General features: G+C 70.5%; 19 protein-coding genes. 8 read left to right on the forward strand and 11 right to left on the reverse strand.

What is annotated here, in order from left to right:
* The first annotated feature begins 413 nt into the window (after positions 1–413).
* Positions 414–560 (forward strand): hypothetical protein, encoded by a 147-nt coding sequence (locus tag NZH93_RS37395; RefSeq protein WP_259628022.1) that lies wholly within the window; start codon positions 414–416, stop codon positions 558–560.
* A 149-nt stretch (positions 561–709) separates the two neighbouring features.
* Here the strand turns inward: NZH93_RS37395 and NZH93_RS37400 are convergent, their stop codons facing one another.
* A complete protein-coding gene (locus tag NZH93_RS37400) occupies positions 710–1309 on the reverse strand; it encodes a hypothetical protein (RefSeq protein WP_259628023.1) in 600 nt (199 codons plus the stop codon).
* Between the two features lie 263 nt (positions 1310–1572).
* Between NZH93_RS37400 and NZH93_RS37405 the strand changes: the two genes are divergently transcribed.
* The 4 genes from NZH93_RS37405 to smc all read left to right on the forward strand — a co-directional run bounded on the left by NZH93_RS37405 (position 1573) and on the right by smc (position 7011).
* The gene (locus tag NZH93_RS37405; RefSeq protein ID WP_259628024.1) at positions 1573–1869 is read left to right on the forward strand and encodes an acylphosphatase; all 297 of its coding nucleotides are present in this window, start codon (positions 1573–1575) and stop codon (positions 1867–1869) included.
* 51 nt (positions 1870–1920) lie between these two features.
* Positions 1921–2409 (forward strand): sigma-70 family RNA polymerase sigma factor, encoded by a 489-nt coding sequence (locus NZH93_RS37410; RefSeq protein WP_259628025.1) that lies wholly within the window; start codon positions 1921–1923, stop codon positions 2407–2409.
* Complete coding sequence (locus NZH93_RS37415) at positions 2406–3101, forward strand: anti-sigma factor family protein (protein WP_259628026.1); 696 nt, start codon at positions 2406–2408, stop codon at positions 3099–3101. Before NZH93_RS37410 ends, NZH93_RS37415 begins: the two co-directional genes overlap by 4 nt.
* Positions 3102–3207: 106 nt before the next feature.
* Positions 3208–7011: a chromosome segregation protein SMC gene (gene smc, locus NZH93_RS37420; protein ID WP_259628027.1), complete on the forward strand. Its 3804-nt coding sequence runs from the start codon at positions 3208–3210 to the stop codon at positions 7009–7011.
* A 30-nt stretch (positions 7012–7041) separates the two neighbouring features.
* On the opposite strand, the gene NZH93_RS37425 is transcribed toward smc, so the two are convergent.
* The 8 genes from NZH93_RS37425 to NZH93_RS37460 all read right to left on the reverse strand — a co-directional run bounded on the left by NZH93_RS37425 (position 7042) and on the right by NZH93_RS37460 (position 12495).
* Entirely contained in the window at positions 7042–7326 is a 285-nt protein-coding gene (locus tag NZH93_RS37425) for a hypothetical protein (RefSeq protein ID WP_259628028.1), read from the reverse strand.
* 188 nt (positions 7327–7514) lie between these two features.
* Entirely contained in the window at positions 7515–8252 is a 738-nt protein-coding gene (locus tag NZH93_RS37430; protein ID WP_259628029.1) for a lysophospholipid acyltransferase family protein, read from the reverse strand.
* 23 nt (positions 8253–8275) lie between these two features.
* Positions 8276–8614: a hypothetical protein gene (locus NZH93_RS37435; protein ID WP_106188068.1), complete on the reverse strand. Its 339-nt coding sequence runs from the start codon at positions 8612–8614 to the stop codon at positions 8276–8278.
* Between the two features lie 48 nt (positions 8615–8662).
* A complete protein-coding gene (locus NZH93_RS37440) occupies positions 8663–9466 on the reverse strand; it encodes an ESX secretion-associated protein EspG (protein WP_259628030.1) in 804 nt (267 codons plus the stop codon).
* Between the two features lie 26 nt (positions 9467–9492).
* Positions 9493–10809: a hypothetical protein gene (locus NZH93_RS37445; protein ID WP_259628031.1), complete on the reverse strand. Its 1317-nt coding sequence runs from the start codon at positions 10807–10809 to the stop codon at positions 9493–9495.
* A 3-nt stretch (positions 10810–10812) separates the two neighbouring features.
* Positions 10813–11415 carry a DUF3558 domain-containing protein gene (locus tag NZH93_RS37450; protein ID WP_259628032.1) on the reverse strand — a complete coding sequence of 201 codons (603 nt, stop codon included), beginning with the start codon at positions 11413–11415 and terminating at the stop codon, positions 10813–10815.
* Between the two features lie 5 nt (positions 11416–11420).
* A complete protein-coding gene (locus NZH93_RS37455; RefSeq protein WP_259628033.1) occupies positions 11421–11837 on the reverse strand; it encodes a hypothetical protein in 417 nt (138 codons plus the stop codon).
* A gap of 82 nt (positions 11838–11919) precedes the next feature.
* Positions 11920–12495, reverse strand: coding sequence for a maleylpyruvate isomerase N-terminal domain-containing protein (locus NZH93_RS37460; protein WP_259628034.1), 576 nt, complete (start codon positions 12493–12495; stop codon positions 11920–11922).
* A gap of 50 nt (positions 12496–12545) precedes the next feature.
* Here NZH93_RS37460 and NZH93_RS37465 point away from each other — a divergent pair, with 50 nt between their 5' ends.
* A complete protein-coding gene (locus tag NZH93_RS37465; RefSeq protein WP_259628035.1) occupies positions 12546–13478 on the forward strand; it encodes a GNAT family N-acetyltransferase in 933 nt (310 codons plus the stop codon).
* Here the strand turns inward: NZH93_RS37465 and NZH93_RS37470 are convergent.
* Both NZH93_RS37470 and NZH93_RS37475 read right to left on the reverse strand, forming a co-directional pair.
* Positions 13464–15005: a sodium:solute symporter gene (locus NZH93_RS37470; RefSeq protein ID WP_259628036.1), complete on the reverse strand. Its 1542-nt coding sequence runs from the start codon at positions 15003–15005 to the stop codon at positions 13464–13466. The genes NZH93_RS37465 and NZH93_RS37470 overlap by 15 nt on opposite strands.
* Entirely contained in the window at positions 14992–16140 is a 1149-nt protein-coding gene (locus NZH93_RS37475; protein ID WP_259628037.1) for an anhydro-N-acetylmuramic acid kinase, read from the reverse strand. The genes NZH93_RS37470 and NZH93_RS37475 overlap by 14 nt, the downstream gene beginning before the upstream one ends.
* A gap of 107 nt (positions 16141–16247) precedes the next feature.
* On the opposite strand from NZH93_RS37475, the gene ftsY reads away from it, so the two are divergent.
* Positions 16248–17534, forward strand: a complete 1287-nt coding sequence (gene ftsY / locus NZH93_RS37480; protein WP_259628038.1) for a signal recognition particle-docking protein FtsY — start codon at positions 16248–16250, stop codon at positions 17532–17534.
* A gap of 42 nt (positions 17535–17576) precedes the next feature.
* Positions 17577–18077: an FBP domain-containing protein gene (locus tag NZH93_RS37485; RefSeq protein WP_259628039.1), complete on the forward strand. Its 501-nt coding sequence runs from the start codon at positions 17577–17579 to the stop codon at positions 18075–18077.
* Positions 18078–18091 lie beyond the last annotated feature (14 nt).

An 18091-nucleotide genomic window follows, 5' to 3' on the forward strand; every position in this document is an offset into this window, starting at 1 on the left:
AACCCGCGCACCCCCAGCACCACCCTCAGGGCTTCCCAGGCTCCCCAGAACCAGACGGCACACTCACAGACGTAACCGGAGGCACCACCGAACTGGACCCAGGCGCACTGCTAACCGGCTCAGACGGCGGCACACTGGGCGGCACCTTCGTCGTCTGCTGCTCACTCGACGGCACAACCGTCTGCGTCACCACAACATCCGCACTGGGCTCCCCATCCGCAGGCCCAGCCACATTCCGAGCCTGATCAGACCGAGCCTTGCCCGGCACGGTGACCACCACCGTAGCCGTACTCCCATCAGGCGCGATGCTCAACGACGTACTGGTGGTGGCGGGCTGATCCGCCTCCACCTCAGCCTTGGCCTTGGGCGGCCCAGCCTCAGGCTCACCACCAGCGGCCAACATCGACGCGAACGTGGCACAAACGGTGGCCACCAACACCCCACCCGCAGCCAACAACACCACCGAAGAGATCTTCTTCTCCGACGCCGCCTCCGCCGCCTCCGCCTGCTCCGCGCGCTCCGACGCCAACTCCGCAGGCTCCGGCGACAACCCCGACTGATCTTGCTCGAACACGCCATCTCCCTGTGGGAAACCCGGACGGATGGTTCCGTGTTCGATTCATCGGCGGAAAGCGCTGGTAACCGCACCTTCCGGGCAACTTCTCACACCTTCGTGTGTCACCCCACTACAGAACCGTCACCAAACCCCTCAACCCTCGTTCGACGAGGCCGGAGGAGACGTAGTGGTCGTGGTGGTCACCTCAGTGGTCGTCGTAACCGGCGGCGGCGGAGTAGTGGTCACCACCGGCGGCGCAGTAGTCGTAGTCGTATAAACCGGCGGCACCACAGGCGACTCAGGCGTCGTGTCATCAACCGTCGTAGTAGTGGTAGTCCCATCCGGCTTGGTAACCGTAGTAACCCTCGTCTTCCGAGGCGTAGTAGTCGTCGTAGGCGGCACCTCCGCAGACGACAACCCCTCCACCTCAGCCTTCCCAGACCCCGACGTGGTCGTGTTCGTAAGCACAGGCGCACTACGCAGAGTGCTCTTCGAGACCACATCCTCCAACGGATTCCCACCCGCAGGCGCAGCCTCATCCTGCGCCCCCGACGTAAGCGCAGCCACCGTCGCGAAGAGCGTCGCCACCACAACACCAGCAGACGCCATCACCACCCGCGGCGCGACACGCGGCTTCACACCGTCCTCAACCGGCCTGTCACCAACCGACCTGTCGCCACCAGACCTGTCGCCAAGCAACCCGTCCTCGAACGACCTGTCGTCAACCGGCGCCTCGTACTGCCCGTCGTTCACACCGTCTCCTGTTTCATCGCTCTCGGCGGTCGGGGGGCGGACCCGCGCTCAGCGCGGACCCTTTGGGGTGAACGAGCGGGCGGTTGACTCGTCACGATCCGGGGTGGGGTTGGTCCACTAGGTGGACCGGGGTCTCGACCCGGTGAGGGGGAGACGGTGTGGCGGGGCCGCGTCAGGGGATTGATCACTCCAACGGGCGCTCACGGTCGCGCACCGTACCACCATCGGGTGAACTTAGGGGTGTCGTATCTCCGGCCGGCAGGATGGTCGCCGTGTCTTCAGCAGAACCGGACGTCCGGTTGACGGCGTGGGTGCGGGGTCAGGTCCAAGGCGTGGGATTCCGGTGGTGGACCCGCGCCCGTGCCCTCGAACTCGGTCTGGTGGGTTCGGCGTCCAACCTGAGGGACGGCCGCGTCGAGGTGAACGCCGAGGGCCCGGAGGCCACGTGCAGGCAGCTCCTGGTCGCGCTGCGTTCAGGAGATTCACCCGGACGGGTGGACGCTGTGGTAGAACGTTGGTCCGATCCGAGGGGAAACCTGGTGGGTTTCGTAGAGCGTTGAACGAGTTCTGCTCCAACGGCGTAGTAAGTCGATGTGGAGCCCGGTGAAGATGTGGTCAGGCAGTTGTACGGTCGCTGGCGCGGACCGTTGCACGGCTATGTCCTCCGAATGGTCGGCGGCGACTACCAGCACGCCGAGGACATCGTCCAGGAGACGCTGTTCCGCGCCTGGCGCCACTCCGACGAGCTGAGCCCCGAGCAGGCCGGTCCCTGGCTGTACACGGTGGCGCGCAACCTCGTGGTGTCCGGCTACCGCCGCCGGGTCGCCCGTGCCACGGAGATCCCGATCGAACCCGCCGACCTCCCGCCGGTGGCCGACGAGGTGGACCACGTGTTGCAGAGCTGGCAGGTCGCCGAAGCCCTCCGCGCGCTCAGCGCCGACCACCGCAGCGTCGTCATCGAGCTGTACTACCGCCGCCGCACCGTGACCGAGGCCGCCAAGGCGCTCGGCATCCCGCCCGGCACGGTGAAGTCCCGCAGCTTCTACGCCCTCCGCGCCCTGCGCGACGCGCTCGCCGAAAGAGGGGTGACCGAGTCGTGAGCTGCTTCCAGATCACGTCGCTGGGCGCCTACCTGCTCGGTGCGCTGGACCCGGCTGAGCGCTCGGTGTTCGAACGGCACCTCAACACCTGCCAGGTGTGCCGCGAGGAGCTGATCCGGCTCGCCCCGCTGCCCGGCCTGCTCGGCCAGGTGAACCTCGCCGACCTGGAGCAACCGTTCGACGACCCGGACCCCTACGACAACCAGCCGCTGCCGCCGCTCGCCGTGGTGCGCCCGGTGCCCGATCCGGGGCCGAAGAGGTCCCGCAGGCCGTTGGTGCTGGTCGGCGCCGGTCTGGTGCTCGTGCTGCTGGTGCTCGGCGGGATGTTCCTGCCCCGCGTGGTCGGGGGTGACGCGGTGCGCGCGGAGTCGACGCCGACCTCCACCGCGCCCCCGCCGCCGACGTGGTCGGCGATGGACGGCAAGACCGGCGTCGGCGCGTCCGCGGCGATGGTGAGCCACGGCTGGGGCACCGAGCTGCGGCTGAAGCTGACCGACGTGAAGCCGGGACTGCGCTGCATGGTCGTGCTCTACGCCAAGACCGGCACCAAGGAGATCGGCGGCTGGTGGGGCACCGGCGGCACGGAGGGCGAGGTCATCCCCGGCTCGTCGTCGTTCGACGTGGACGGCATCGACCACCTGGAGGTCGTGGCCGACCAGCAGGTGCTCGTGACCCTTCGACCACCCGGCTGATCATCGATCCGCTGGTCAGGGGCCACGCCTCCCACGTCCGCCGCGCGCCCACCGGTAGTCTCCACCGGATAAGTTCCGAACCAGGACGCGGGAAGGCCGAGCGCACGTGCACCTGAAGAGCCTGACGCTGAAGGGTTTCAAGTCCTTCGCTTCGGCCACGACGCTGCGCTTCGAACCCGGTATCACCTGCGTCGTCGGTCCGAACGGGTCCGGCAAGTCGAACGTGCTGGACGCCCTCAAGTGGGTCATGGGCACCCAGGGCGCGAAGGACCTGCGCGGCGGCAAGATGGAGGACGTCATCTTCGCCGGCACGTCCGGCCGCGCCCCGCTGGGCCGCGCCGAGGTGACGCTGACGATCGACAACGCCGACGGCGCGCTGCCCATCGACTACTCCGAGGTGTCGATCACCCGGCGGATGTTCCGCGAGGGCGCGACCGAGTACGAGATCAACGGCAGCTCGTGCAGGCTCATGGACGTCCAGGAGCTGCTGTCGGACTCCGGCATCGGCCGCGAGATGCACGTCATCGTCGGCCAGGGCCAGCTCGCCGCGATCCTGGAGTCCAAGCCGGAGGAGCGCCGCGCCTTCATCGAGGAGGCCGCGGGCGTCCTCAAGCACCGCAAGCGCAAGGAGAAGGCGCTGCGGAAGCTGGAGGCGATGCAGGCCAACCTGACGCGCCTCACCGACCTCACCGCCGAACTCCGCCGCCAGCTCAAGCCGCTGGGCAAGCAGGCCGAGATCGCCCGTCGCGCCCAGACCGTCCAGTCGGAGCTGCGCGACGCCAGGATGCGCCTGCTCGCCGACGACCTCGTGACCCAGCGGTCCCAGCTCGCCCGCGAGGAGCAGGACGAGGCCACGGCCCGCGCCCGCCGCGCCGAGGTCGAGGCCGCGTTGCAGGTCGCGACCGTCCAGCAGAACGAGCTGGAGGAACTGGTCGCCGCGGACGCGCCGAAGCTGTCCCGCGCCCAGGACACCTGGTACCGGCTGTCCGCGCTGGAGGAACGGCTCCGCGGCACCGTGCGCCTCGCGTCGGAACGCGCCCGGCACCTGTCGGCGTCGGTCGAGGCCCCCCGCGGCGGTCGTGACCCCGACGAGCTGGAAGCCGAGGCGGAGCAGACCGCCGAGATGGAGGCGGAACTCCAGGAAGGCGTCACGGAGGCCCGGATCGGGCTGGCCGAGGCGCTCGAGATCCGCGGCGAGCTGGAACGCATGGTGTCCGCCGCCGAGAAGGCGCACCTCGCCGCCGTGCGCGCCATCGCCGACCGCCGTGAAGGCCTGGCCCGGCTGTCCGGCCAGGTGGAGGCGCTGCGCAGCAAGACGAACGCCACGTCCGAGGAGATCGAGCGCATGTCGGTCGCGCTCGGCGAGGCCGTGCAGCGGGCCGAGGTCGTGCAGCTCGAACAGGCCGAGCAGGAGGCCACCACCGGCACCGAGGACGAGGGCGACCTCGGGCTCGACGACCGCCACCGGCACGCCGTGGAGGCGAACGAGGCGGCCAAGAACCGGGTCGAGGAGCTGGTCAAGGCCGAGCGGACCGCCGAGCGTGACATCGCGTCGTGGCGGGCCCGCGTGGACGCCCTGTCGCTCGGGCTGACCCGCAAGGACGGCGCGGGCGCGCTGCTCGCCGCCGGATCGCGGCTGCCGGGCCTGCTGGGGTCCGTGGCCGCGCTGCTGACCGTGTCGCCGGGCGCCGAGGTGGCGCTGGCCGCCGCGCTCGGGCCGATCGCGGACGCGGTCGCCGTCGCCGGTGGGCACGACGCGCTGGAAGCGCTGAAGCTGTTGAAGGAGCACGACTCCGGCCGTGCGGGCGTGCTGGTCGGCGGGGCCAGGTCCACCGTGGACACCCACTCGTGGCCCGTGCTGCCGCCCGGCGCGCGGTGGGCCGTGGAACTGGTGCGCGCGCCGGACGGGCTGCTGCCCGCGCTGCACCGAGCGCTGGACCGCGTGGCCGTCGTGGACGGCCTGGACGCGGCCCGCGACCTCGTGAGCGCCGCGCCGGACGTGCGCGCGGTGACCCGTGAAGGCGACCTGTTCGGCGAGGACTGGGCGATCGGCGGCTCCGGCCGCAGCCAGAGCGTCATCGAGGTGCAGGCCGCGGTCGACGAGGCCGAGGAGAAGCTGGCGGTCGCCGAGCACTCGCTGGAGGGGTCCGCCGCCGCGCTGGACGGCGCGCGCGCCGAGCAGCAGGCCCGCCGCGCCGAAGTCGCCGCGATCAAGGAGGAGCTGAACGAGGCCAAGGTCCGGCGCGCCAGGTCGTCCGAGCGGCTGAACCGGCTCGCGCAGGCCGTGCGCTCCGCCGAGGCCGAGGTCGAGCGGGTCCGCAGCCAGCGCGCCAAGGTCGAACTGGCCCGCGAGGAAGCCCTCGGGCAGCTCGAAGAGCTGGAAGAACGCCTGCTCATCGCCCAGGAGGAGCAGACGCTCGACGACGAGCCGGACACCGCGCAGCGGGACGAGGCCGCCGCCGAGCTGGCGAGCGCCCGGCAGACCGAGATGGACGCGCGGCTCGCGCTGCGCACCGCCGAGGAGCGCGCCCGCGCCGTGCAGGGCAAGGCCGACGCCCTGCGCCGGGCCGCCCGAGCCGAACGCGAAGCCCGTGAACGAGCCCAGCGCGCCCACGCCGCCCGAGCCCACGGCGCGGTCGTCGCGAACGCCGTCGTGCGCGGCGGTGAGATCGCCCTGGACCGCATCGAGGAGTCGCTGCGGCGGGCCGTGCACGAGCGCGACGTCGCCCAGGAGCGGCGCACCAAGCACGAGGCGCTGTTCACCCAGGTGCGCGGCGTCGTGCGGGAGATGTCCGGCGAACTGGAGAAGCTGACCGACGCCGTGCACCGCGACGAGGTGCTGCGCGCGGAGCAGCGGATGCGCATCGAACAGCTCGAGACGAAGATCGCCGACGACTTCGGCATCGGCCTGGAAGACCTGGTCAACGAGTACGGCCCGGACATGATGATCCCGCCGACCGCGCCGGAGATCGCCGAGTACGAGGCGGCGAAGGAACGCGGCGAGCAGGTCACCGCGCCGCAGCCGATGCCGTACGACCGCGACACGCAGGCCCGCCGCGCCAAGCGCGCCGAACGGGACCTGTCGCTGTTGGGCAAGGTCAACCCGCTGGCGCTGGAGGAGTTCGCCGCGCTGGAGGAGCGCTACAAGTTCCTGTCCAACCAGTTGGAGGACATCAAGGCCACCCGCCGCGACCTCCTGACCGTGGTCAAGGACGTCGACGACAAGATCCTCGAGGTGTTCACCGCGGCCTACGAGGACGTGGCCCGCGAGTTCCTCGTGGTGTTCGCGACGCTGTTCCCCGGCGGCGACGGCAGGCTCGTGCTGACCGACCCCGACGACATGCTCACGACGGGCATCGAGATCGAGGCCCGGCCGCCGGGCAAGAAGGTCAAGCGGCTGTCGCTGCTGTCCGGTGGCGAGAAGTCCCTCGCGGCCGTCGCCATGCTCGTCGCCATCTTCCGCGCCCGGCCCTCGCCGTTCTACGTGATGGACGAGGTCGAGGCGGCGCTGGACGACACCAACCTGCACCGGCTGATCGGGCTGTTCGAGCAGCTCCGCGAGAAGTCGCAGCTCCTGATCATCACCCACCAGAAGCCGACGATGGAGATCGCCGACGCGCTCTACGGCGTCTCGATGCGCGGTGACGGCATCAGCCAGGTGATCTCGCAGCGCCTGCGCGGCCGGGGAGCGAAGCCCGCGGTGATCGAGTCGACCGGCGAGGTGCCCGACCGGGACGCCGAAGCCGCTGTGGCCGTCGCCGAGGGCGCCACCTCGGCGGCTGAGGCCGTGGTGGCGAAGCTGGAGGCCGACGCGGCCGCCGCTGACGCTGTCGACGCTGGTGAGGCCGTCGTCGAGCCCGCTGAGGCCGTTCCGGCGGCTGGAACCGCCGACGAATCCCCGGTCGACTGACCGTCGACCGGTGTGAGCCCTGCCGGAGGGCTAGTTGTACCGACGCCTGGACGACGAGCGCTGACGAGGCGCTTCGGACGAGTCGGGCTGCTTCTCGTTCTCGTCGACCACGAAGTTCGACGACGAGTCGGACTCGGGGACGATCGGCGGCTGCTGGAACAAGCCCTCGTACTGGGTGTTCCCGAGTGCGCGGCCCGACGTCGTGCTCTTGTGCGTGCTCGCGGCCTGCTCCTTGGGGAACAGGTCCGGCGCCGTCTCGGAGAACAGGGCGTCGTGGGTGTGCTCGATGATGGGATGACCTTCCTTGCCGGTCACGCGCGAACAGGTCGACTGCGCGTTTCCGACGGATCGGCCCCGCCGGGACATCGGCTAGGGGCTGGCGGGCGCCCGGTCACGTGACCTGGGGTCGCCTCGACAGCCAGTATCGCACGTTTGTGCGAAGCACGTCGTGGAATACCGCGCGCCACGCGGGTGCGCCGCGACACCCGCGTGGCGGGGGAGAGCTAGTCGTCGCGGCCGTTGGCGTCCAGCGCCGCGGCCTCCTCCGGCGTGGGCGCGGTGCCGCCGAGGTGAGCGGGCTGCCACCACAGCTCGTCGTCCTTCGGCTTCTCCGGGTACTCCTGCTGCGCCTGGTCCAGCAGCTCCTGCAACCGCTTGTGCAGCTCGGTGTTGATCGCGTCGTGCTTGTCGCGCGGCTGCGGGTGCAGGGGCTCGCCGATGAGGATCGTGACCGGCACGTGCCGCTTCGTGAGGGTGCGCGGCCTGCCCTTGGTCCACAGCCGCTGCGTGCCCCACAGCGCGACCGGGATCAGCGGGACGCCCGCCGACGCGGCGAGGCGGTTCGCGCCGGACTTCAGCTCCTTGACCGTGAAGGAGCGGCTGATCGTGGCCTCGGGGAAGATCCCGACGACTTCCCCGGACCGGAGCGCGGCCAGCGCCTCCCGGTAGGAGGCGAGGCCCGCGCTCCGGTCGACCGGGATGTGGTGCATCCCCCGCATGAGCGGACCCGCGTAGCGGTTCGCGAAGACCTCCTGCTTCGCCATGAACCGCACCAAGCGCTTGGCGGGCTGCGCGCCGAACCCGGCGAAGATGAAGTCGAGGTAGCTGACGTGGTTGCTCGCCAGCACCGCGCCACCTTCGCGGGGTATGTGGTGCGCACCCACCACGTTGATCCGACAGTCGAGCACTCGGAACATGAGCTTGGCCGCGGCGATCACCGGGGGGTACACGCGATCTGACATGACCTGAACGGTAGCTGGCCCGACTACCCGTCGGTGGCGGTGTCCTCCTTGCCGCGCATGGCGCGTGGCACGCCTGCCAGGTCCTCTTCGTTGCAGAGGAGCTTGAGGTCGTAGTACGGCGAGCCCTTGCGGTCGTCGTAGTCCAGGTGGACGGCGATCACGTCGACCGGCTCACCGAGCCAGTCCTGCGTCTGCCTGAGCCAGGACGCCGCCCGTTCCAACGCGGTGGGCAGATCGTCGTCGCGGAACTCGACCGGGCGGTAGGGGACACCCTGTACCGCGTCCCGCTGATTTGCGGGCAGGGGCAGGTCTACCGCCACCCCGGATTCGTTGAGTTCGAGTTGGATCGTTTTCTCACTCACCTTGGAAGGGTCTCCCAACCGCTCAACGGCTGCAAGCCCGTGCAGGTCTCAGCCGGTCGGAATCGTGGAGGTGAGCTGGCCCAATCGAGACGTCATGGCCCCGAAATCGGCGGGCTGCACGGTGTTCCACGGTTGCCCGTTGCTGGACACCTGGTACTGAAGATAACGCCCGCCCGCCGTGTCGAAGAAGGTCAGCGGTTTGGGGCAGCGCGCCTTCTTGCCGAACCGGTCCCGGCGCGCCGCGTACAACTGGCCACCGCCGATGCGCGGTTCGGCCAGCAGTTTCTTCAACGCCTCCACCTGCTGCTCCTGCGGCGTCGTCGCGTACCGGTTCTGCTGCATGAACCCGTCCGACTCCTGCCGCTGGTGCCGCGGCTGCTTCAGGGCGTCCGCGGGCAACGAGATCAACGACCCCTTGCCCGGCCCGGCCTGCGGCAGCACGGACACCAGCGCCTGCGGCGCCTCCTCCGGCCGCACCGGCTCGAGGACGAAGTGCTTGTCCGGCGTCAGCACGACCCGGACCGCGTCCTGCCCGGACACGGCCACCAGCGCAGTCCGCGCCTCTTCGTCGCCGTTGTTGAAGTACGCGTAGAACTCCGTGCCCGCCTCGGCGATCAACCGCAGCGACCGCCCCAGGTCCGGGTGCACAGCCCGGCCGCGGGCGAGCCCGAGCCGTTCCAGCGTCGCCCAGCCGCTCTCGAACAACGCCAGCGCGCCGCCGAGGTCACCCTCGGCGAGCGCGTCGGAGTCGAAGTCGATCCGCGTGTACAGCGCCCGGTGCAGCTCCGGCAACCCCTCGGCCTGCCAGGCGTTGTAGAGCGCCACCACGGGCAGCACAACTCGGCTGCGCAACACGTTCGTCCCCCGCCAGTCGTTCTCTAGCCGCCGATGACGGGCGGCGCGACCATCGTGCCGTCACCGAAGTACTCGTCGCTGGGTTGCAGGTACTTCGACGAGTGCTCCAGGTCGTCACCGCCCTCACCCCTGGCGCCGTGACCCCCGCCACCCATCGCACCAGCTCCACCGGCCGCACCACGCCCACCGGCGGCCGCGCCACCGGGCCCGAACCCACCGGCCCCGCCCCGCCCGCCTTCACCGGCGGCCGTACCGGCAGCGCCACCGAACTGCCCGGCAGCCGCAGCGGCCCCAGGCCCGAACCCACCCTTGCCCGCACCGATCCCACCGGCACCAGCGCCCGCACCACCACCGAGGCCACCACCCCGACCACCACCGGCCCCACCGCCGCCACCGCCACGGCCGCCACCGGGGTTACCGGGACCGTTCAGCTTGTTGGCGGGGTTGCGCGGATCGTTGGGCCCGAACGGCACGAACCCGGACGGGTTGTCCAGCCCACCGGGCGTGCCGACGGGCGGCCGAACCGGCGTCCCGACCGGCGGCCGGTTGGGGTCGTTCACGTCGGACGGCCGGGTGGTCCCGTCATCGACGTCACTGGGCCGCGTCGTGTCGTCGTTCCCACCGGTGTCGTTACCACCCGTGTCGTTCCCACCGGGCGGCGTGAACGTGCTGACCTGCCCCGTGGTGCTGTTGGGGTTGTTGTTGGTGCTGCTGGTGCTGGTCTGGTTGTTGGTGAAGCTCTCGTTGTTGTTGAACTTGTCGATGCTGCCGTTGGGGTTGTTCACCGTGCCGTCGTCGACCTCGGCCGTGGAGTCCGGCGGAGCCTCGAACGTGGGCATGGTGGACACCGCGTAGTTCGTCCGGTCGGCGTACGCGTTGATCACGCGCATGTTCGCCTCGTCGACGCCCTGGCTCTCCTCGACCGCGTCGTCGTAGTCCGTGTCCCACGGCGTGTAGTCGTTGTACCAGGGCTTGTCCGGCACCTCGACGGGCTGCTGCACCGAGTTCTGGGCCGTGCGGAAGGCTGAGCCGATCTCCGCGACGGCCGACGAGCCGCTGTCCGCGTTGCTGCTGGTCATGTCGGCCCAGGTCGACAGCGGAGAGGTCGAGGACCGCATCGAGTCGCCCGCGGTCCCGCTCCAGGTCGCACCCGAGTCCGTGACGGCCTTGTTGATCAAGGTACCGATGTCCGCCTGCATCGTGGACACCTTCGCCCACGCTTCGTTCCCCGCGTCGATCGCCTGGGGGTTGCCGTTCTTGAACCACCCGTAGACGGCCTTCGCGCTCACGCACATGCCGACCGGACCGGAGAAGAAGTTGCCCACATCGGACGACGCCATCAGTTACCCCTTCAGGTTCTGGATGACCAGGGCGGCCACCTTCTCGGTCTGGCCACAGGGATCGTTGTACTCGGGAAGAGCCTTGTTCTCGGTGATCAGTTGAACGGAGATCGCGTCCTTGCTGGACGTTCCGACAGCCGTCGCGCAAGCGCCCTTGGCGTTCGTCTGGTCCGAGTTGACGGCCGCGTACCCGGCGACCTTTGTCTCCTCGACGACCGGCGTCTTGCTGCTCCTCAGGCCCTCGATGATCGACTCCAGCGTGTTCCCGCTGCTGGCGATGACGACCTCGTAGGTGACGCCCTCGATCACCTTCTGGGCGCGGAAGTCGCAGCTCGGTCCCAGCGCGCTCTTTCCGGGCTCAGGGGTCTTGAAGGTGCCCAGCGTGGAGAGCTGAGCCGAGGTCAGCGCTTCGCAGGGCTTGCCGGAGAACTTGCTCGTGTCGAGTTCGACGCCTTCGAACGAACTGCTCGGACTGGTGGCCGTGCCGGAACTCCCGGACTGGCCACCCGTCTCCGGGGTGGGACGTCCGGTGTTGGAGTCGGAGCAGCCCGAAACGAGGCCGATCGACGCGACCGTCGCCAGCAGTACCAGGGTGGTGCGCCTCAACAGATTCATCCCTCTGGTTTAAAAGAGTCGTGTGCAGCGCCGTCGGTCTGGCTGTAGTTCTGCATCGAGGTCTTGATGTTCGCGATGGTCTCGGTCAGGGCTTCGCGGGCCTTCTTGTTCGCCCAGCCGTAGCCGCCTTGCTCCCCGCCCGCGGACTGGCGGATCGCCTCGGTGGCCACGCCGCTGTAGGGGTCCTGGCCGGGGGACTTGGCCGAAGCGATCGTGTACGACTCCTGGTAGGCGTCGGTGAGCTTCTCGATGGCCGCCTCCAGCCCCGCGATCAGCTTGGGCGCCTCGTCGAGGTCGACTTGCATGGCCGTCTTGGCCGAGCCCCCGCCGGTGCCGAGACCGGCGCCGATGGCAGCGCCGGCCGCCGCGCCTGCGCCGACCGCGGTGATCGCGTCAAATCCGATGAGTGCCATGACTCCGTGCTCCCCTCACACCCAGTCCTGTAGACGATGATGACATGGCCGCGGTTCCGCGTCCGGTGATTCGACCACTCCTTCAGCCGTCCAGGGGTGCGCAGTGCCACGTCCACTTCTCCCTGCGCGGCGTCCCACCCAGTGGCACCCGGCCGTTCGCCCACAGCAGAGTCGGCCACGGTTCGTGCCCCTCCGGCGCCTCCGGGAACAGCCGTCGCACGGTCCGCTCGACCAGCGCGTCCGACGGGGTGAAGGCCACCCCGAGGCCCGCTGCCGCGTCGCCCGTGTGCACCAGCAGCTCGTCGCACGCCATCGCCACGACCCCGGACGCGTCCGGCGATCCGAAGTCGTGCCACCCGCGGTCGCCCGGAGCGCTGCCGCCCAACGTCCTGGCGAGCACCTCCGCGGCCATCCGCAACGTCCTGACCAGCTCCGACGGCGAGGACGACGGGCGTACGGCCAGGTCCATCGTGGTCAATTCGGCGGTGCCCGCGACGAAGTCGGCGGCGTACCAGAGGAGGCAGTCGGAGATGTGCGCGACGGCCTTCGCGGCGGTCCACTCCATGCCGGGGATCGGGGTCGTCCAGTCCGCTGCGGTCGTCGTGTCCAGGAACGCCGCGCACTCCGCCGCGGCGGCTCGGAGATCGGTCGTGTCCACGCGTGAAAACTCCCTCGCTTCGGTCGGCTCCGAGGGTGACCATTCCAGACATGTACGACACCCGTTTCGCCGATCCCGGCGACCTCAGCGCTGTTCTCGCGCTGCTCGTCCGCCTCCAGGCCGACAGCGCGCACCACATCGGCTACCTCGGTGAAACCCTCGGTGAGCTGACCGAGGAGCTGGCCGAGTTCGAACCCGACTGGCCGTCCTGCACGGTGGTCGCCACCGACGACTCGGGCCGCGTGTGCGGTGTGCTGAGCGTCGAGGTCGACCCCGAGCTGAACCGGGCCTGGTTGCACGGGCCGTTCGTGGACGTGCCGGTCAACCACCCGGCGGGCAGCCGGATCTGGGACCAGACCGCCGACGCGATGTACAAGACCGCGGGTCAGTTGCTCCACGCGGTGCCCGATCGGGAGCTCTTCGGGCACACCGACCACCGGCGGCTGGAGGCGTTCGCGACCAGGCACGGGTTCTCCAAGGGCAAGCCGTCCAGCGTGTTCGTGCTGGACGGCGACGGTTTGAGGGCCCTCCTCCTGCGTGAAGCGGGGTGTCCGCGCACCGGCCCGGCGCGGGAGATGCGGGTGCTGCCGACCGACGCCGCGGTGCACGAGGCGGTGGCCGTGCTGCACGAGCGGTGCTTCCCGCGGACGTACCTGTCCGGCGCGAAGCTGGTGGACGGGTCGACCGACCGGACCGTCGTGGTCGCGATGGACGGCGAGCGGGTGCTCGGGTACGCGACCGGCAAGGCGCAGGCCGAGGAGTACTACGTCGACTTCGTGGCCGTCGAACCGGACCTGCGGGGGCACGGCGTCGGCGCCGCGCTCGTCACCGAACTGGTGTGGAAGCTCGCGGCCGTGCACGGGGCACGACCGCAGGCCGCGGCGTCGATCCTGGCGGGCAACGAGTCGTCGGAGCGGATGTTCGGGCGCCTCGGCTTCCGGCTGCACGTCGAGCTGGTGGCGTACCGGTCAAAGGTCGCGTGACCCGACCGGTGCCCGGTGCCGGAGGGACAGCAGCCCGCCCACCACCAGCGTGGTCAGCACCCCGAGCGGTGTGTACCAGGGGTAGGCCAGCGCCTTCGACGTGCTGCTCGCGGCGCTGAAGTCGATCGTCAGCGCCAGGTCGGGGCCGACGAACTTGACCCCGAGGATGACGAAGGCCATGACGACCACGGTCGAGCCGAAGGCGACGACCGCGTCCGACTGGGTGGCGGCCTTGAAGACCAGGCCGAGGAGGAACGCGCCGAGCAGGGCCCCGTAGGTGAAGCCCGCGATGGACAGGCCCTGCTCGACGATCGGGTTGCCGCGCTTGGTGACCGTGGCGAACAGGCCGGCGCACACGATGAGCAGCCCAGCCCACACGACGGTCCAGATCCGGCCGTGCTTGAACACCTCGGCGTCGGTCAGCTTCCGCCGCACCACGTTCTGGTAGACGTCCGTCACGGTCGAGGACGCGAGCGCGCCGAGCGACGAGCTGAGCGCGGCGGCGAGGATGCCCGCGATGACGAACCCGGACAGGCCCGAGGGCATGTCGTTGACGATGAAGTTGGCGAACAGCTCGTCGTTGTTGTTCAGGCCGAGGTCCTGCACCGGCTTCGCCGCGTTGTAGAACGCCCACAGCATCACGCCGATGAACAGGAACAGCGCGAACTGCACGAACACCACGACGCCGCTGGCGATGAGCGCCTTCTGGCTCGCCCGCACGTCCTTCGTGGCCATCAGCCGCTGCACGATCAACTGGTCGGCCCCGTGCGAGGCCATCGACAGCACCGCGCCGCCGACCAGCGCGGTGAGGATCGCGTACGGGCTGGTCAACGGGCTGGAGCTGACGTCGAGTACCTGGAACTTGTCGGCGTCGACGGCCTTGCCGAACCAGCCGTCGGGCAGCTTGCCGGACAGCACGACGATCACCGCGATCGCGCCGAGGACGTACCAGAGCATCTGGATCGCGTCGACCCACACGACCGCGCGCACGCCGCCGAGGAAGCTGTAGACCACCATCGCGATGCCCAGTACCAGCACGATCGTCCAGTACGACGCCGTCACGCCGTAGCTGGCGAGCACGACCTTGACCGGGATGGCGGTGGCGAACAGCCGCAGCCCGTCCGCGAGCAGCCTGGTCAGCAGGAACGTTACGGAAGCCGTGCTCTGCAGGCCCTTGCCGAACCGCTTCCCGAGGAACCCGTACGCCGTGACGAGGTCGCCCGCGATGTACCGGGGCAGCAGCACGAACGACACCACGATCCGGCCGAGCAGGTAGCCGATGGAGAGCGACAGGAACGTCATCCCGCCCGCTTCCGGCGTCGCCAGGTACGCGATCGTCGGCACGCTCAGCACCGTCAGCGTCGACGTCTCCGCCGACACGACGGACACGCACACGACCCACCACGAGATGCGCTTCTCGCTGACGAAGTAGTCGGTCGACGACTGCTGCCTGCCGCCGATCCACACCCCCAGCAGGGGCATGCCGACCAGGAAGATCGCGATGATGGCGAGGTCAAGGGCGCGCACTGGGGCCTCCTGGAGGGGTGCTGATCCTCAGTCGGGTGACGGGGGTGACCGCCGGGTCCGGCAGGCGGAGCGGATCACGGCCGGGTGTGATGGAGCCGAGCAGGCGCGGGCCGGACGCGCCGGTGGCGCTCGGCGCGTTGGCCGGGACGCCGTGCCAGGTGAGGAAGCCGAGCAGGGCGCTGAGGTAGGCCTCCTTGGCGTCCGACGGCAGGCCGAGCGAGTCGCTCGTGACGAGGTCGACGCCGTCGAGCGCGCGGGTCAGCGCCGACACGACTGCGGGGTTCCGCATGCCGCCGCCGGAGCCGACGACGACCCCCGCGCCCCGGCAGGCGTCGGCGATCGTCCGCGCGGTCAGCTCGACGAGCGTCGCCAGCAGGTCCTCGCCGCCGACCGTGCCGGACACCGCCCGGTGCAGGTGGGCGAGGTCGAACAGCTCCTTGCCGGTCGACTTCGGCGCGGGCAGCGCGTAGTACGGCTCGGCCAGCAGCGCGGCGAGCAGGTCCGAGAGGACCGAGCCCCGCAGCGCCAGTTCGCCGTCCACGTCGTGCGTGCGCCTGCCGTGCGACAGCTCCAGCACGGCGGCGTCGAGCAGGGCGTTCCCCGGTCCGGTGTCGTAGGCGACAGGTGCCGCGCCGGGCGCGACGACGGTGACGTTGGCGATGCCGCCGATGTTGAGCGCGATGGCGGGACGGCCGGTGGACGCGGCCAGGTCGGCCAGCCACAGCGCGTCCAGCGTGCTCGCGAGCGGAGCGCCGTGGCCGCCCGCCGCGACGTCGCGGACCCGCAGGTCGGCCACCACCGGGAGCCCGGTCGCCTCGGCGATCCACGCGGGCTGGCCGAGCTGGAGCGTGCCGAGGCAGCGGCCGTCCTCGACCCAGTGGTGCGCGGTCTGGCCGAGCGAGGCGACCAGGTCTGCGTCGCCCATCGCGAGCGCGGCGGCGGCGAACGCCTGCCCGAGCCGGGTGTCCGCCCGGCACAGCTCCGCGGCCGAACCGGTGCGCAGGTCGTCCGGGAACGGGTGCTCGGCGTGCCCCAGCGGGGTCAGCACCACGGTGTCGCCGTCGAGGCGCAGGTCGGCGAGAGCCACGTCGATGGCGTCCATCGACGTCCCCGAGATCACCCCGATGACCTTCACGTTGTGTGGTCTATTGCACACGGGCCGGGACCGCAAGGTCTGTTCGTGGGTGATTCGCCGACTGCGCCGGTGGTTTGTCGGCGGGTCACACGGGGCACCGTGCGAGGATGGCGCCCGTGTCGACCGAGACCGTGATCTGGATCGTTGTAGCCGTGGTGGCCGTGCTCGCGGTCGCCCTCATCGTCGGTGTGGTGCTGGCCCGCCGCAGGCGGATCAGCCTGACCGACCAGCAGGAGGCCCCGAAGGCGGCCGGGTACCAGGCCGGAGGCGCGATCGCCTTCGCCCCGGCGGAGCACCCCGTGGCCGAACGCACGGAGGTCGACGGCCAACCCGGTGTGGGCGACGACGCCGCGGTGCCGCGCGACTCGGTGAAGCGGCCGCTGGTCGACGTGGTCATCCCCGACGAGGTGGTGATCACCCCGGAACCGGGGTCCGAGCGCGTCGAGGACGAACCCGCGCTGGACGACATCGAGCCCACCTCGGGCAGGCTGGAACGGCTGCGCGGCAGGCTCTCCCGGTCCCGCTCCACGTTCGGCACCGGACTGCTGGGCCTGCTCGGCGCTGGCGACCTGGACGAGGACTCCTGGACCGAGGTCGAGGACACGCTGCTGCTCGCCGACCTCGGCGCGGCCACCACGATGGAGATCGTCGAGAAGCTCCGCGCGGACATCGTCTCGCGCGGCGTGCGCAGCTCCGAGGACGCCCGCGCGCTGCTGCGCGAGGTGCTGGTCGAGAAGCTCCGCCCCGAGTTGGACCGCTCCGTGCGCGCCCTGCCCCACGCGGGCGGCAAGCCCGCCGTCGCGCTGGTCGTCGGCGTCAACGGCGTCGGCAAGACCACCACCACCGGCAAGCTCGCCCGCGTGCTCGTGGCCGACGGCCGCACCGTGCTGCTGGGCGCGGCGGACACGTTCCGCGCCGCCGCCGCCGACCAGCTCCAGACCTGGGGTTCACGGGTCGGCGCGGACACCGTGCGCGGCCCGGAGAACGGCGACCCGGCCTCCGTGGCGTTCGAGGCGGTCAAGCGCGGCATCGAACTCGGCGTGGACACGGTCCTGATCGACACCGCGGGCCGCCTGCACACCAAGACCGGCCTCATGGACGAGCTGGGCAAGGTCAAGCGGGTGGTGGAGAAGCAGTCCGAGGTGGACGAGGTGCTGCTGGTCCTGGACGCCACCACCGGTCAGAACGGCCTCACCCAGGCCCGCGTCTTCGCCGAGGTCGTCGCCATCACCGGCATCGTGCTCACCAAGCTGGACGGCACCGCCAAGGGCGGCATCGTCTTCCAGGTGCAGCGCGAGCTGGGCGTCCCGGTCAAGCTCGTGGGCCTCGGCGAGGGCGCCGACGACCTGGCCCCGTTCGAGCCCGGCGCGTTCGTGGACGCCCTGCTCGGCTAAATCCGGTTGCCCTCAGACCGAACCGGAACGGATGATCGGATCGTGGACGCGCTAGCCGAGAGTGCCATCAGGAGCTCCTTCGTCAACTGCTCGAAGGGCGAGGCGAAACGCCTGACGCTGCCGGGGAGACTGGCCGACGTCGGGTGGTCGGACCTGGACTTCCTCGGCTGGCGCGACCCCAAGGCGGTCAACAACGCCTACGTGGTGCTGCCGAGGGAGGGTGGCCTCGTGGGGCTCGCGCTGTCGTCGGCGGCCCAGCCCAAGGGGCGGGTCAAGCAGTCGATGTGCTCGTTCTGCTGCACGGTGCACGGCCAGGCCGACGTGTCGCTGTTCTCGGCCCGCCGGGTCGGGGCGGCGGGCAAGCTCGGCAACACCGTCGGCACGTACATCTGCGCCGACCTGGCCTGCTGCCAGTACACCCGCGGCAGGCGCAGCGCGTCCGGCCCGAAGCCGACCGAGGCGCTGAGCGTCGACGAGCGGATCCAGCGCACGGTGACGAACCTGAACCGGTTCGTGGACGAGGTCCTCACCGACAACGCGTGAGGACCTCGTCCGCG

It is taken from the genome of Umezawaea endophytica (assembly GCF_025061645.1).
Classification (GTDB): domain Bacteria; phylum Actinomycetota; class Actinomycetes; order Mycobacteriales; family Pseudonocardiaceae; genus Umezawaea; species Umezawaea endophytica.